This is a genomic window from Haloplanus ruber, assembly GCF_024494725.1.
Lineage (GTDB): Archaea > Halobacteriota > Halobacteria > Halobacteriales > Haloferacaceae > Haloplanus > Haloplanus ruber.
The window spans coordinates 389,391-403,838 of the sequence record NZ_JANHDK010000001.1 but is presented as its reverse complement, the minus strand read 5'-3'; the positions used below and the strand labels follow the sequence as shown (position 1 = coordinate 403,838).

The following is a 14,448-nucleotide window of genomic DNA, read 5'->3' as shown; positions in this document are numbered from 1 at the left end:
CATGTCCGCCGAACCACTGCTCTCGATCCGCGACCTGCGAACCGTCTTCCACACCGACGACGGCCTCGTCCGCGCCGTCGACGGCGTGAGCTTCGATATCGGCCGCGGCGAGACCGTCTGCATCGTCGGCGAGTCGGGCAGCGGGAAGACGGTCACCGGCGAGTCGATTACGCGCCTGATCCGGACGCCGCCCGGCGAGATTGCGGCCGGCGAAATCGTCTTCGACGGGCAGGACCTGACGGCGCTCTCCGACGAGGCGCTGCGGGCGCTCCGGGGCGACCGTATCGCTCACGTGTTCCAGAACCCGCAGGGCGCACTCAACCCGGTCTACACCGTCGGCTGGCAGATTGTCGAGGCGATCCGCCTCCACGAAGACGTCTCGAAGGGAGCCGCCCGCGACCGGGCGGTCGACCTCCTCGACCGGGTCGGAATCCCGGAGGCGACCCGGCGGTTCGACGACTACCCCCACGAGTTCTCCGGCGGCATGAAACAGCGGGTCTCCATCGCCATGGCGCTGGCGACGAACCCCGACCTCCTGATCGCCGACGAGCCGACGACCGCCCTCGACGTGACGATCCAGAACCAGATCCTCTCGCTGCTCGATGACCTCCAGACCGAGTTCGACATGAGCGTGCTGTTGATCACCCACGACCTCGGTGTCGTCGCCGAGGTGGCCGACCGCGTGGTGGTGATGTACGCCGGCAAGGTGATGGAGCGAGGTGGCGTCTTCGACGTGTTCGAGCAGCCATCGCACCCGTACACCCGGGCGCTCTTGGACTGCTTGCCCGGTCGCGGCGACGGCGCCGCCTCCATCGGTGGACGGCTCCCGTCGTCAACCGATCCACCCGCCGGCTGTCGGTTCCACCCAAGATGCGAGCACGCGGTCGACGCCTGCCGGGAGGGCGAGCAACCCCCCGACTATGCGGTCGACGGCGACGACGACCACGTCGTCTCCTGTGTCCACTACGAACCCGGGGGCGACCCGTCGGTGGTTCGAGGCGGGGGCGACGACGCCGGGTCCGGAGACGCCGTCGACGACGACGGTGGTGACGGCCGCGGTTCGGGCGCGGTCGGCACGCCACCGGCCGACCGGACGCTCCGCGCCGAGTCTCTCGGGGACGACGGGTCCGACGCCGACCGGGAGGACCGCGCGTGACCCGCCCACTGCTCGACATCGAGGGGTTAACAAAACACTACCCGATCACGGAGGGCGTGCTCCGGAACGAGGTGGGGCGGGTCCGCGCCGTCGACGGCGTGAGCTTCACCGTCGACCGCGGCGAGACACTCGGTCTGGTCGGCGAGTCCGGCTGTGGGAAGTCGACGGCGGCGACGGCGGCGCTCCGACTGGAGGAGCCGACCGACGGCCGCATCGTCTTCGACGGCGCGGACGTGACCGCCTTCGGCGACGCGGAACTCAAGCGGTTCCGTCGGCGCGCCCAGATGGTGTTTCAGGACCCCACGTCGAGTTTCGATCCGCGGATGAGTATCGGGGAGTCGGTGGCCGAACCCCTCCGCGTCCACGGGATGCGCGACCGGGCGAAGCGGCGTCGCATCGTCGGCGACCTGCTCGAACGGGTGGGACTCGACGCCGCCGACATGGATCGCTACCCTCACGAGTTCTCTGGCGGGCAAAAACAGCGGATCGGCCTGGCGCGTGCGCTGGTTATCAACCCAGATCTGATCGTCGCTGACGAACCCGTGAGCGCGCTCGACGTGAGCGTGCAGGCGGATATCCTCGACCTGATCGACCGCCTCCAGTCGGCGTTCGGCCTCGCTATCCTCGTCATCAGTCACGACATGGGCGTTGTCCGCGAGGTCTGTGATCGGGTGGCCGTGATGTATCTCGGCGAAATCGTCGAGACGGCGTCGACGGAGGAACTGTTCGAAGACCCCAAACACCCCTACACCCGGGCGTTGCTGGCGTCGACGCCGGTTGCCGATCCCCGACAGCGAGGGCAGGGGGCGAGCCTCAGCGGCGACGTGCCGAGTCCGTCGGACCCGCCACCAGGCTGTCGGTTCCACACCCGCTGTCCGGAGGTCATCCCCGACGAGTCCTACGACCTCGACGACGCGACCTGGCGGGCGGTGTTGAATCTCCGACTCCGTGCCGAGTCAGCGGGCATCGACGTCGCGGCGGTCCGGGAGTACGCCGCCGCGGACGACGACGACGATACCACGGCGGTCGATCCGGCGGCGGTGCGGGCGGCGATCCGCGAGGAGTTCGACGTCCCCGCGGAACTGCCCGACCCGGACGCCGAGGCGGCGGTGGCGGCCGCGCTCGACCGGATCGTCGACGGCGACGTCGAGGCGGCGGCCGACCGACTCGGCGAGGCGTTCCCGACGGTCTGTCGGCGTGAGCGCCCCGAACTCGTCCCGACCGACACGGATCTCGCGGCAGCGGAGTGGCGGGCGATCAAGGGGTTCCGCGTGTGGGTGGCGACACTCGTCGACGAATCGGCCGAGACGGTCACCGGGCGGGTGCGCGAGCGGTGCGGCGAGGGGGCCGACCGAGAGGGTGAGGTCGACCGCCTCGCGGTGCGTGCGGCGTTTCGACTCCCCGAACCCCTTTCGGATTCGGCCGCCGAGCGGGCGGTTGGGGCGGCGGTCGACGCGCTTCTCGCCGGTCGGGCCGGCGACGCCGCCGACGAACTGTACGACGCGTTCGGTCCGCTCCGCGAGAGCGCCTGTCACCTCGGCTAGTCGATCCGGAAAGCGGGTTCCGCGACGTTCTCGCTCCGACACTCGGGGCAGTTCGAGGGGTGGTTGATCCGGTCGTCGAAGGCGTCGAAGCCACAGTCCCGACAGGTCGGCGGCGAAACGAGTAACTGTTCGTCGTCGGGTAGCGACCGGGCGACGTGTCGCAGGTGGTCGTAGACGGCCGATCTGGCGGTGCCGTGACTGGCCGAGAGATCACTCGCCGTCGCGGCGCCGTCCCGAAGGTCGGCCGCGATCCGTTCACGGGTCGTCGACTCCATACACCCCGTTTGCGGGTGGCAGACAAAGCCCTTTCCGCACCGCCGTGGCCCCGTGATACAAAACAATCTTGGTACTGCGGTCGGTCGAGATTCGTATGAAGGCTATCGTTCTGGCGGGAGGGTATGCAACGCGGCTCTGGCCGATCACCAAGCATCGGCCGAAGATGTTCCTGCCCGTCGGCGAGTCGACGGTCATCGACACCGTCTTTGCCGACCTCGAGGCCGACGACCGCATCTCCGAGGTGTACGTCAGCACCAACGAGCGTTTCGCCGACGACTTCGAGTCGTATCTGGCCGACAGCGCGTTCGAGAAGCCGACCCTCTCCGTCGAGGAGACGACGGCCGAAGACGAGAAGTTCGGCGTCGTCGGCGCCATCGCCCAACTCATCGACCGTGAGAACGTCGAGGAGGACCTCATCGTCATTGCTGGCGACAATCTCATCAGTTTCGACCTCACGGACTTCGTCGACTTCTTCGAGGACCGAGGGACACCCACCCTCGCCGCCTACGATGTGGGATCGAAAGAGCGGGCCCGGTCGTACGGGCTGGTCGACCTCGACGGCGACCGAGTCGTCGACTTCCAAGAGAAGCCCGACGACCCCAAGAGCACGCTCGTCTCTATCGCCTGTTATGCCTTCCCCGCCGACTCGCTCCCGCTGTTCGAGGAGTATCTGAACGCGGGGGAGAATCCCGACGAACCGGGGTGGTTCATCCAGTGGATGCAGGCCCGACAGGCGGTCCACGCCTTCACCTTCGACGGTGCGTGGTTCGACATCGGGACCCCAGAGAGTTATCTCGACGCTGTCGCCTGGCAACTCGACGGCGACGTTAGCGTCCACCCAACGGCGACCGTCGAAAGCTCCCAGCTCCGGGGCAACGTCCACGTGATGCAAGGGGCCAAGGTAACCGATTCGACGCTCGAACGCACCGTCGTTTTCCCCGACGCGACCATCCGCGACGCCGACGTCCGCGGGTCGATCATCGACGAGAACACGCGGATCGAGAACCTCGACCTGGCCGACGCGCTCATCGGCGCGCACTCGACGATGACGAACGGGGACGGGGACGCTGACTAACGGCGCGCTACGGCGGGACCGACCGCCGAACGGTTGACATCGTCACCAACACCGCACTTTCCGCCGTGTTCGACCAGTAGACGAACCGTACAGCTCAATCCTCGCCGGGGTTAGTGCGGCCGTCGCTTTCGTTGCCGTCGGCGTGGCCGCGCGACGCCGACCACGAGCGTCGCCAGGACCAACGAGGACGACGAGTGCCGACGCCTCCCCCCGGTGACAGTGTCCGAGAGTGCGGATGTCGGCGGACACACCGAGCCTGCGGATCTCACCCGTCCACGGGGCCGAGACGGGCGTCGGTGATTCGCAGGTGGCCGCGGGTCCCCTCCCACACCGACTCCCACTCCAGTTCGATGGGTCGTCGCATGTGGGGGGCGTCGATCACGAGCGTCTCGAACTCGCCACCCTCCCCGAGTGGGTGAACGCCGTGTGAGTCCTCGAGGGCGACCAAATCGTCGAGGGCGTCGGCGTCGAGTCGGCGGCCGAGCCAAGACTCGTCCAGTCCGCCGGCCGCCACCTGGACGATCAGTATCTCGAAGCCGGCGTCGAGCATCGCCTCGCCGAGTTCGACCGGGTCCCGCTGCCAGAGCGGGGCAAACAGGTCGATCCCCAGTCGGTCGCACATGGCTTCGATGCGACTGGTCTGGAACTCGCTCTCGACGGCGCCGGCGGTGACCCCCGACAGGCCGTCCGTTTCGGCCAACTCCCGGAGCGCCGCCTCTAGCGGTTCGAGTTCGGCGTCACCCTGCGCGCCCGCGTCGGTGGCGGCCGCGGCGCCGAGGTCACCCGGGTCGACGTCGAGTAGGTCGATCCCGATGCTCTCGGCGGCCAGCGCGGCGAGGTCGGTCGCCGGAGTGTGGTACATATAGGAGTCCTCGCCGGGGTGGACGGTCACCAGTCGCGTCACGTTCAATCCGTCTTCGAGCGCCTGGTACAGCGCCCACGAGGAGTCTTTGCCGCCCGAAAAGAGGCTCGCCCACTGGTTGGTCATCGGCGAATGCTACATGAAGTGGGCGGTTAGAAACTGTGGTTCGCCTTCGGGAGCGGCGTCTACATGTAGCCCAGGTCGCGGAGGCGCTCCATGAGGTCCTCCTTGTCCTGGGCGCGGCCGGCACGTTCGGTCGTGTTCTCGATGTCCTGGAGCCAAGCGGGTTCCTCGTCGGACTTCTCGGTGCTGACCTCGCTTCCGAGCGAGCGGAACCCGGCGAAGTACTTGGGACTGACCGGGATGTCGGCCTGCGTCAGGCCGTTGGGCAGGTCGTCGGCACCCTGGGGCACGTAGCCCTCTGCCGGGAAGCCCTCGACCGTGTCGGGGACGACGTAGTTCCAGAAGGTGTCCCACACGTCTCGTTCCGCGAACTGAAGGATCGGCTGAATGCGGTCGTGGGGCGGGTAGATGTCCGGATCGTGACGCGGGCTGAAGAACGTCTCGTCGGCCCGGGCTTCCTGCTCGTCCCAACGGACACCGGAGATGACGCCGTCGATGCCGTACTCCTCCAGGGCGTCGTTCAGCGCGACGGTCTTCAGCAGGTGGTTGCCGACGTAGGTGTCAAGCAGGAACGGGAAGGTGTCCTCCTCGTACTCGAGGATGTTTCGGACGTGATGTTGGTTGTGGTCTGAGAGTTCGGCGACGGGGATGTCGTCGCCCGGTTCCAAGCCGTGTTCGTCGACGTACGCCCCCGCATCCTCGTTACGGGCGTAGATGACATCGAGGTCCCACTCTTCGGCCCAGTGGTCCACGAAGTCGTGGATGGCGTCGAAGTGCTGGAAGTGGTCGATGAACACCGCGGGCGGCGTTTCGAGGTCGAACTGCTCGGCGACCTCCTTGATGAAATAGAGCGTGAGCGTCGAGTCCTTACCGCCGGTCCACATGACGGCGGGCGTCTCGTACTGTTCGAGACCCTGGCGGGTCACGTCGATAGCCTTCTCGATCTTGTCCTCGAGCGTCGGATAGTCGTCCGGCGTCTCGCCCTCGCCGTCGGTGTAGTCGACGTCGAGGTAGTCGGGGAACTCGCTCATCGTGTAATGACATATAATTAGCGGGAGTAAAATAGCTTGTGCATCCCGTCACCAGTACGGTTCGGGTGAGGCGAGTGGGCCACAGACACCCCGAAGGGGGTGTTTCGGGGTGGGCTGCGTGGTGTGAGTATCCCTGAACATTCCGCGGGCGGACGGGGAATAGACGACCTATACGATGCCCAACCACGCTAACACGCCGCCGAGGACGAGCATGAGGATGAAGATACTCCCGCCGATGTCGGCGCGGAACCGGGAGAGGAGGGAAGGATCGGCGCGGACGGCGGCGGCTCGGTCGGCGAGACCGACGGCGGCCCGGTCGACGGCCGCGTACGTCTCGGTCACGCCGTGGACGAGCGCTCGTGTTCCGTAGAAGACGAGGGGGTTGTACCCCGCGTCCACGTCGGGCACCCGGCCGATCTTCGACAGCGGCTTTTTGAGCACCGCAAAGCCCACGACACCCGCCGCGGCGAGAGCGAGTCCCTCGACCACGTGAGGAACGGTGTAGGTGTGGTAGACGTGGTGGACGACAGCCTCGTCGGTCACGTCGAACGGCAGCAGCCCGAACAGCGCACCGTCGAAGACGCCGTAGAACACACACAGCGCCGCGACCAGAACCATCGCGGCCTGCTGTGGCCGCGGGGCCGACGTCACGGGGTCGCCCTCGTACGGTCCGTGGAGGAAGGCGTAGTAGCCGAACTTGATAAAGGAGAGGAAGGTCCCGACACCGCCGAGGAGAAGCAGCAGTTCGAGCGTGTAGAACTCGCCGACGACGAGCGGCCCCTTCACGAACGTGTAGTGGCTCGCGGAGATGACGATGCCCTTGCTGACGAACCCGTTGAACCCGGGGAAGCCGGCGATAGAGAGGGCCGCAATCGTGAAAGCCGCGGCGGTGACGGGCATCTTCCGTGCGAGGCCGCCGAGGTACTTCAGATTCTCCTCGCCGGTCTGATAGAGCACGGCACCGGCGGTCATGAACAGGAGGCTCTTATACAGGATGTGGTTGAAGACGTGGCCGAACGCCCCCGCCTGTGCCAGCGCGCTGCCGATGCCGATGCCCGCGACCATATATCCCACCTGCGACTGGATGTGATAGGAGAGCAGGCGTCGCATGTCGTTCTGGAGGAGCGCCGCGCCGGCGCCGAAGACGGCCATCGCCCCACCCATGTAGGCGATCATGAGGTGTCCGTCGGGGAACGCGCGGTACATGGCGTAGACGCCGGTTTTGGTGGTGTAGACACAGAGGAAGACGCTCGCGGCGATGTGGGGGCGTGGGTAGGTGTCGGGGAGCCACGCGTGCAGGCCGATGAAGCCGACGTTGACGCCGATACCGACGGCCGCGAGCACCTGTGGAATCGTCCCCACCATGCCGCCGGGGGCCGCCGAAAAGAGGAACGATCCCACGGCGGCGTAGTGCCACGCGATGGCACCGAGAACGAGGCTCCCGCCGATGCCGTGGAGGACGGCGTACCGGAAGCCCGCCCGCACGGCCTTCCCGCCGTAGTCCCAGACGAGGATGGTGCTCGTCACCGCCATCAGCTCCCACCAGACCACCATCGTCAGCCAGTCGCCGGCGAAGACGGCGCCGAGGCTGGAGCCGACGTAAGTGAGCGCGTAGGCGGTCTGGCGCTCGCTCGCGTCGGTCGCCCACGAGTAGATGATGGCGGCGGTGGCGATGAACGCGAACACGAGACCGACGATCCGGGAGAAGGGGTCGATCTGGAAGAACACGGCGTCGAAGCCAAACAGGGTGCCGGTGAGGTGTGTGCCCGCAGGGGCGACCCACACCCAGACGGTGACCAGGCCGGTCGTGAGGCCGGCCACGAGGTGGCCGAGACGGCGCCCCGCCAGGGCGGTCACGAGCGCCGCCGCGAGGACGAGGACGGCCGGCGGGAGGGCGGTCAGCGGTGAGGCCGCCATCAGACCGCCACCCCCGTCGCCGCGGTCACGATGACCTTCACCAGTCGGAGGAAGACGGCGGTCCCCGGGATCACCCCGAGGACGACGGCGCCCGTCATCGCCGCGAGGATGGGACCGAGCATGAACCACGTGCTTTCACCGCCGCGCCAGCCGCGGTGCTCCCAGCCGCCGGCGGGCGGCCCACCGTGGTGGTGGTCGTCCTCGTCTTCGTGCCCACCGTCGGTCACGGTCCCCGGGTCAGGTTCCGACTCCGCGGGGAGGAGCGACCGCGACTCGCCGCCGAGCGAGAACTCGACGAGCGGCTTAGCGTCGTGGTCGTCCGCGCTCTCGAAGAAGGCCTGGTAGAAGACAGGCCAGAAGTAGGCGATGTTGAGCACGCCCGAGAGCAGGAGAGCAACGGCGAAGACGGTCTGTCCCGCGCCCACGCTCCCCAAGAGGAGATACCACTTGCTGACGAAGCCGGCGACGAGCGGGATACCCGCCATGCCCGCGGCGGCGACGCCGAAGGCCAGCATCGTCAGTGGCATCCGCTTGCCGATGCCAGCCATCTCGCTGATGTCGTCGGTGTGGGTCTCGACGTGGATGGCGCCGGCGGTAAAGAAGAGGGTGAGTTTCATGAAGGCGTGAGCGGGGATATGCATGAGCCCACCCACGATGGACGTCGGGTGGAGGACCGCGATACCGAGGACGATGTACGAGAGCTGGCTCACCGTCGAGAACGCCAGCCTGCGCTTGAGGTTGTCCTGACGAAGTGCGATGACGCTCGCGATCAGGAGCGTTGCGGCGGCGACGATAGCCAGCGGGAGACCCACGCCCAGCGCACTGGTGAGGTCGACACCGTAGACGTCGAGGACGACCCGCGCGATGCCGAAGACGCCGCTTTTGACGACGGCGACGGCATGGAGCAGCCCCGAGACGGGGGTCGGCGCCACCATCGCGTCCGGGAGCCACGAGTGTAGCGGCATGAGTGCCGCCTTGACGCCGAAGCCACCGATCAACAGGACGAACGCGACCCGTGCGAGAACGGGGTCGGCGTTCGCGAGCGCGCCGATGCCGCCGGCGGTGAAGGCCGTGGTGTCCGCCATCGTCGCGACCAGAACGGTCCCCGCGAGGACGGCCACGCCGCCGCCGAAGGTGTACGCGAGATACTTTCGACCGGCGGCCCGTGCCTCGGGCGTCTCGTCGTGGGTGACCAGCGGGTACGTCGCGACGGTCAGGAGTTCATAGAAGACAAAGACGGTGACGAGGTTGGCGGCGAAGGCGACACCGAGGGCGGCCGCGACGCTCGCGGCGAAGGCCGCGAAGTAACGGGTCTGATCGTCCTCGTCCAGGCCACGCATGTAGCCGACGCTGTAGAAACTGGTCACTAGCCAGAGCAGGCTGGCGACGGTGGCAAAGAGCAGTCCCAGCGGGTCGGCCCGCAGGGAGAACTCCACGCCGGCGACGAGCGGCCCGAAGTCGGCCACGTAGACCGTTCCGTCGAGGGCGCCAGGGAGCATGCTGGCGACGAGGGCGAACGATCCGACGGCCGCGAGGACGGTCCACCCCTCGCGGAGGTTCGGTCGGCGGGCGGACACGAGGATCGGTACTACGGCGGCCGCCGCGACGGCGACGGCCAGAGCCGGTCTGAGTGAGGCGATGTCGGTCATGGCGAGAGGAGCGTATCGATGGTCGGTTCCAGCGCGGTCCCGAGGTCGGTGACGACGACGCCGAGGACGATGGCGACGACGGCGGCGCCGACGACGAGCGCGAGCGCCCGGCGGCTGGGGCGGGAGGCCGACGGCGGCGAGGGGCCGAGGGCGTCGGTGTCGTCGTCGCCGTCACGTCCCCCGTCGGTCGCGGCGAGGACGCTCTCGGAGGCCGGCGCGACGAACATCCGTTCGACCAGGAGCGCGAAGTACGCCAGCGTCAGGAGGGTCGACGCGAAGATGACGACGGCGACGGGCCAAGAGCCTGCGCGAACGGCACCGAGCGCGATGTACCACTTGCCCGCGAACCCGACGGCCGGCGGGACACCGACCATCGCGAGCATGAGGACGGCACTCGCCCCGCCGAGGACGGGGAACCGGTCAGCGAGGCCGGCGTACTCGTCGACGGTTCGGGCGCCGGTCAGGTCGGCGACGGCGCCGGCGGCGACGAACAGGCCACCCTTCATGATCGCGTGGCCGAGCAGGTGGACGACGGCGCCGAAAACCGCCGCCGGGGTGCCGATGGCGAGGCCGACGACCACCAAGCCGTACTGTGACACCGAGGAGTAGGCGAGCATCCGCTTGATCTCCGATTGGGTGACTGCCAGGACGCTCCCGACGACGATACTGACGGCCGCGAAGGCGACCAGAGCGTCGCGAGCGACTGGGACGGCCTCGAAGAAGGCCGGCGTGTAGACGGTGTAGATCAGCCGAAGAAGCGCGTAGGCCGCCACCGTCGAGACGAGCGCGGCGATGAGCGCGCTCACGCTGTCCGGAGCGTCGGCGTAGGCGTCGGGCTGCCAGGTATGAAGCGGGAACAGCGCCGTCTTGGTGGCGAGACCGACGACGATGAACCCGAACGAGGCGAGCACGAGCGGTGAGTCGTAGCCGGCGGCCGCCAGTTCCGTCGCGAGGTCGGCCATGTTGAGCGTCCCCGTCGCCATCAGCGCGTAGCCGACCCCGAGCAGGTACAGTGAGGCGGCCACGGTGCCGAAGAGGAGATATTTGAGCGCCGACACGGCCGAGCGGCCGGTCCCGGCGCTCGCCACCAGCGCGTAGGTCGCCAGCCCCGTGATTTCGAGGAAGACATAGAGGTTGAACACGTCGCCGGTGACGGCCATCCCCGAGAGACCGGTCACGAGGAGGAGATACTGGGCGTAGAAGGCCGTCCCGCCGGGGGCGTCCTCCGTGGCGAACGCGAGAACCGCGAGCGAGACGACGGCGACGAGGACGAGCACCGCGGCCGACAGGCCGTCGACGACGAGTTCGATGCCGTAGGGGGCGACGAAGCCGCCGACGCCGACCGAAAGCGGGCCGTCGAGGACGGCCTGGGAGCCAAGCCAGCCCGCCAGCCCCGTCTGTGCGGCGAGGACGAGCGTCGTGACAGCCGCCGCGGCCCGTTCGGAGGCCAGGCCAGCCGCGACGGCGAGCACCGCCCCGAGCAACGGGAGGGCGACGAGGAGCGGAAGGAGGGTGTCACTCATCGGCCCGCACCTCCTCGAGCGTGCGCTCGTTGATCGTCCCGTAGCGCTCGTAGATGCGGACGACGAGACCGAGCGCGACGGCAGTCAGGCTCACGCCGACGACGATGGCGGTCAGGATGAGCACCTGCGGGAGCGGCGAGACGAAGGGGCCGCCACCGCCGCCGCTCTGGACCACCGGCGACCGACCCGCCGTGTGGAAGGCCGACGAGATGAAGAACACGAAGATGCCGGTCTGAAAGACGTTCATCCCGATGATCTTCTTCACGAAGTTGTCGCTCTCGATCATGACGTACGCGCCGATACCGAGCAGCGCCACCACGACGAGGTACGTGTACTTCGTCGTGAGGAGTTCGATCATCTACCGATCCTCCTCCGAGTCAGTGTCGGGATCGGCGGCGTCGGCGGCGTCGATGCCCGTCCCCAGGAGGAAAAAGAGGCTGGTGATGACACCCGACACCACGACGCCGATGCCGACTTCGACGAGTTCGATGCTGTATTTGCTTCCATGATGGAATAGCGTCTCGTATTCGGAAACCTGGAGGAAGTTGTCGCCGACGAGATACCCACCCAAGCCGACGACGAGGAAGGTTCCGACCCCCGAGAGGACGAGGAGTGCGAGGTGCTCGTTTCGCAGGCGTGAGGCGATGGGTTCGATACCAAACGCGAAGCCGAGCATGACGACAGTTGTCGCGGCGATGACCCCGCCCTGGAACCCACCGCCCGCGGAGCTCGCTCCGTGGAACATCACGAAGAGACCGAGGGTGAGGACGAATGGAGCGATCACCCGGACGGTCGTCATGATGATCGTACTCTCGACGTAAGGCGGACGCTCGTCGGCGGGGCGGGAGACGGACCCCTCGCCGTCGACGGCGTCGGGCTGACTCTCGTCCGCACCGTCGGGTCGGCCGGAGTCGGCCGTCGCATCGGTGGGTGAGTCGCGGTCGCTCATACGAACGCCTCCCGTCGCAGGACGAGCAACATGGCGATGCCGGCCGCGAAGACGACGGCCACCTCGCCGAGAGTGTCGAACCCGCGGTAGCCGACGAGTACGGCCGTGACGACGTTCGTCACGCCGGTCTGGTCGTAGGCGTTGGTGAGGTAATACTGACTTACGTCCCCCGCGAGGATGGGCGCCGACGGGTCACCGACCGCCGGGAGCGCCGGCACCGTCGCGCCGACGGTGACGACGATGGCGACGACGGCCAGCCCCGAACGGAGGCTGATCCCCTCGAAGCGGTCGGAACGGGTGACCGTCGTCCGGGCAAGAGTGAGCAAAAACAGGACCGTCGTGATACCGGCGCCGACGGCCGCCTCCGTGAGCGCCACGTCCGGCGCCCGGAGAAGCGCCCAGAGGACGGCGACACCGAAGCTGTATCCCGCGAATGCGACGATGCTGCCGACCACGTCGCGGATCACGGCGGCCGCGAGCGCGCTCCCCAGCATGAACAGGAGGACGACCGCGACCGGGACCGAGAGACTCATGGCTCACCCTCCTCGTCGCCGAGTCGGGCGTCCTCGCCGATTGGTTCGATCCCTTCCTCCTTGGCGGCGCGGGCGATGGCGTGGGCGGCCGTCGGACTCGTCACGAACAGGAACACGAGCAGGAAGACGAGCTTCAGCGACTCGGTGGTCACCCCGAGGACGAGGGCGATCCCGGCCAGCGACAGGACCGAGCCCAGCGTGTCGCTTTTCGACGCCGCGTGCAGGCGGGCGTAAAGCCCGGGCAGGCGAACGATCCCGACAGTGGCGACGAAACCGAAGAAGGTGCCGACGACCACGAAGACGGTCGCCAGAATCTCTATCGGCGTCACAGGACACCACCCCACTCGACGGTGATCTTCGAGACGGCGATGCTCATGACGAAGTTGAGCAGGCCATACACCAGGGCCACGTCGAGGTAGCCGTACTCGCCGAGGGCGACGCTCACCAGCGCGATGACGATGACGGTGTTCGTCCCGACGACGTTGATGGCGACGATGCGGTCCTGAGTGGTCGGCCCCTGGACGACCCGGTAGAGGAGGACGACCGCAAACAGCGTGAAGGCCGCGGCCGCGGCGAGGAGGATCAGCGAGAACGTCTCGGAGACGGTTACCTCGGGACCACCCGAGGCCGCGAGGAGGACGGACGTCACGAGTCCCCCTCCTGCTGATCGTCGAGTCGTTCACGCGGCGAGGCGATGCGCGCGGACTCGCGGCCATAGAAGACAAAGCGAACGAGGCGTTCGAGTTTTCCCCCGAGAAGGTCCGTCTCGGCGTCGGGGATCAGCGCGTGGACGAGGAAATGTCGGCGGCTCACGTCGACGGTTACCGTCCCCGGAGTCAGCGTAATCGAGTTGGCGAGTGTGGTGACGGGGAGATCACCCCACACCGCGGCGTCGAACTCGACCATCCGCGGATCGATCGGGAGGCGGGGGTGCAACACCACGTACGCGAGAGAGACGTTTGCCTTTGCAATTTCCCAGAGTAGGATCGGTGTGTACGCCGCCAGCCGGCCAACCGTGTAGCCGACGACTCGCAGGTTTGGCACGTCACCTTTGAGCGCCACGCTGGCGAGTGTGACCGTCACGACCCCAGCCGTCGCGACTCCGGTAAGGAGTTCGTACGGATCGGTGACGTGCCACCCGCCGAGCGCTAGATAGAACAGAAACGAGGCGGAGAAGACGACGAAAAATTCGGGGAGACCGATGTCGGTAAACGGGAGGCTCCGGCGCGTCCGGCGGGTGACCGGTGCCTCCAGCACGTCGAACCCCCGGTCGGCGAGTTCCGTCTCGAAGGAGCGCAGGATCGGGGCGCTCCCACCGGGGCGAAAGGACGGATCGACGACGATCCGTCGGACGCCGTTTGTCGCGGCGTACCCCGCAATCACGTCGGCGAAGTCGCCGGGACTGAAGACGTACTCGTTCGTCCCGACAGTCGCCGACTCGAAGACGACAGTCTGGGGGGCGTCCTCGGCGGTGAGTTCGTCGATATCCTCTCGCGCCCAAGCGAGGACCCGGTCGAGTAGCGACGTGGCGGCCTCGACGTCCGCGGGGTCGGCCTGGACGGTGCGCCAGCGCGCCGGCAAGACGAAGTGAACCGTGACCAGCGTTCCCGTCTCGGTGGCGGACTCGTGGGCGCGTTCGACCGCGTACGTCACTGACCGCCGCAGTGTCTCGGACTCACCAACCGGGACGAGCACGTCTTGTTCGCCCTCAGCCGCCATCTGGGGGTCGACCTCCGGCGACCCGAGCGGTGGCTCTCCCGTGCATTCGTATCATGGTTAGCCTTCGCTTCCGGTTTCATAACTATTGCTA

At 67.6% G+C, this 14,448-nt stretch carries 14 protein-coding genes and 1 pseudogene; 3 read left to right on the top strand and 12 right to left on the bottom strand.

Annotation, left to right across the window (positions count from 1 at the left end):
* The first annotated feature begins 1 nt into the window (after position 1).
* Complete coding sequence (locus NO878_RS02160; RefSeq protein ID WP_256404318.1) at positions 2-1,156, top strand: ABC transporter ATP-binding protein; 1,155 nt, start codon at positions 2-4, stop codon at positions 1,154-1,156.
* Positions 1,153-2,400: pseudogene (locus NO878_RS02155) on the top strand (ABC transporter ATP-binding protein); the annotation flags it as partial. The gene NO878_RS02160 and the pseudogene NO878_RS02155, both read left to right, overlap by 4 nt.
* A 296-nt stretch (positions 2,401-2,696) precedes the next feature.
* Here NO878_RS02155 and NO878_RS02150 read toward each other — a convergent pair.
* Complete coding sequence (locus NO878_RS02150) at positions 2,697-2,975, bottom strand: transcriptional regulator (protein ID WP_256404317.1); 279 nt, start codon at positions 2,973-2,975, stop codon at positions 2,697-2,699.
* 95 nt (positions 2,976-3,070) lie between these two features.
* Here NO878_RS02150 and NO878_RS02145 point away from each other — a divergent pair, with 95 nt between their 5' ends.
* On the top strand, positions 3,071-4,051 hold the full coding sequence (locus NO878_RS02145) for a nucleotidyltransferase family protein (RefSeq protein WP_256404316.1): 981 nt from the start codon (positions 3,071-3,073) through the stop codon (positions 4,049-4,051).
* 265 nt (positions 4,052-4,316) lie between these two features.
* On the opposite strand, the gene NO878_RS02140 is transcribed toward NO878_RS02145, so the two are convergent.
* The 11 genes from NO878_RS02140 to NO878_RS02090 all read right to left on the bottom strand — a co-directional run bounded on the left by NO878_RS02140 (position 4,317) and on the right by NO878_RS02090 (position 14,357).
* Positions 4,317-5,039 (bottom strand): diphthine--ammonia ligase, encoded by a 723-nt coding sequence (locus tag NO878_RS02140; RefSeq protein WP_256404315.1) that lies wholly within the window; start codon positions 5,037-5,039, stop codon positions 4,317-4,319.
* Positions 5,040-5,098: 59 nt separating this feature from the next.
* Positions 5,099-6,067, bottom strand: coding sequence for a phosphoadenosine phosphosulfate reductase family protein (locus tag NO878_RS02135; protein WP_256404314.1), 969 nt, complete (start codon positions 6,065-6,067; stop codon positions 5,099-5,101).
* Positions 6,068-6,235: 168 nt separating this feature from the next.
* A complete protein-coding gene (locus NO878_RS02130) occupies positions 6,236-7,984 on the bottom strand; it encodes a Na(+)/H(+) antiporter subunit D (RefSeq protein ID WP_256404313.1) in 1,749 nt (582 codons plus the stop codon).
* The gene (locus NO878_RS02125; RefSeq protein ID WP_256404312.1) at positions 7,984-9,633 is read right to left on the bottom strand and encodes a proton-conducting transporter transmembrane domain-containing protein; all 1,650 of its coding nucleotides are present in this window, start codon (positions 9,631-9,633) and stop codon (positions 7,984-7,986) included. The genes NO878_RS02130 and NO878_RS02125 overlap by 1 nt, the downstream gene beginning before the upstream one ends.
* On the bottom strand, positions 9,630-11,156 hold the full coding sequence (locus tag NO878_RS02120; protein WP_256404311.1) for a proton-conducting transporter transmembrane domain-containing protein: 1,527 nt from the start codon (positions 11,154-11,156) through the stop codon (positions 9,630-9,632). The genes NO878_RS02125 and NO878_RS02120 overlap by 4 nt, the downstream gene beginning before the upstream one ends.
* Positions 11,149-11,514, bottom strand: a complete 366-nt coding sequence (locus tag NO878_RS02115; RefSeq protein WP_256404310.1) for a cation:proton antiporter subunit C — start codon at positions 11,512-11,514, stop codon at positions 11,149-11,151. Before NO878_RS02115 ends, NO878_RS02120 begins: the two co-directional genes overlap by 8 nt.
* On the bottom strand, positions 11,515-12,105 hold the full coding sequence (locus NO878_RS02110; RefSeq protein ID WP_256404309.1) for an MnhB domain-containing protein: 591 nt from the start codon (positions 12,103-12,105) through the stop codon (positions 11,515-11,517).
* Positions 12,102-12,638: a DUF4040 domain-containing protein gene (locus NO878_RS02105; RefSeq protein ID WP_256404308.1), complete on the bottom strand. Its 537-nt coding sequence runs from the start codon at positions 12,636-12,638 to the stop codon at positions 12,102-12,104. The genes NO878_RS02110 and NO878_RS02105 overlap by 4 nt, the downstream gene beginning before the upstream one ends.
* Entirely contained in the window at positions 12,635-12,967 is a 333-nt protein-coding gene (gene mnhG, locus NO878_RS02100) for a monovalent cation/H(+) antiporter subunit G (RefSeq protein ID WP_256404307.1), read from the bottom strand. The genes NO878_RS02105 and mnhG overlap by 4 nt, the downstream gene beginning before the upstream one ends.
* Positions 12,964-13,287: a cation:proton antiporter gene (locus NO878_RS02095; RefSeq protein ID WP_379823783.1), complete on the bottom strand. Its 324-nt coding sequence runs from the start codon at positions 13,285-13,287 to the stop codon at positions 12,964-12,966. The genes mnhG and NO878_RS02095 overlap by 4 nt, the downstream gene beginning before the upstream one ends.
* Complete coding sequence (locus NO878_RS02090; RefSeq protein WP_256404306.1) at positions 13,284-14,357, bottom strand: monovalent cation/H+ antiporter subunit E; 1,074 nt, start codon at positions 14,355-14,357, stop codon at positions 13,284-13,286. The genes NO878_RS02095 and NO878_RS02090 overlap by 4 nt, the downstream gene beginning before the upstream one ends.
* Between the last annotated feature and the right edge of the window lie 91 nt (positions 14,358-14,448).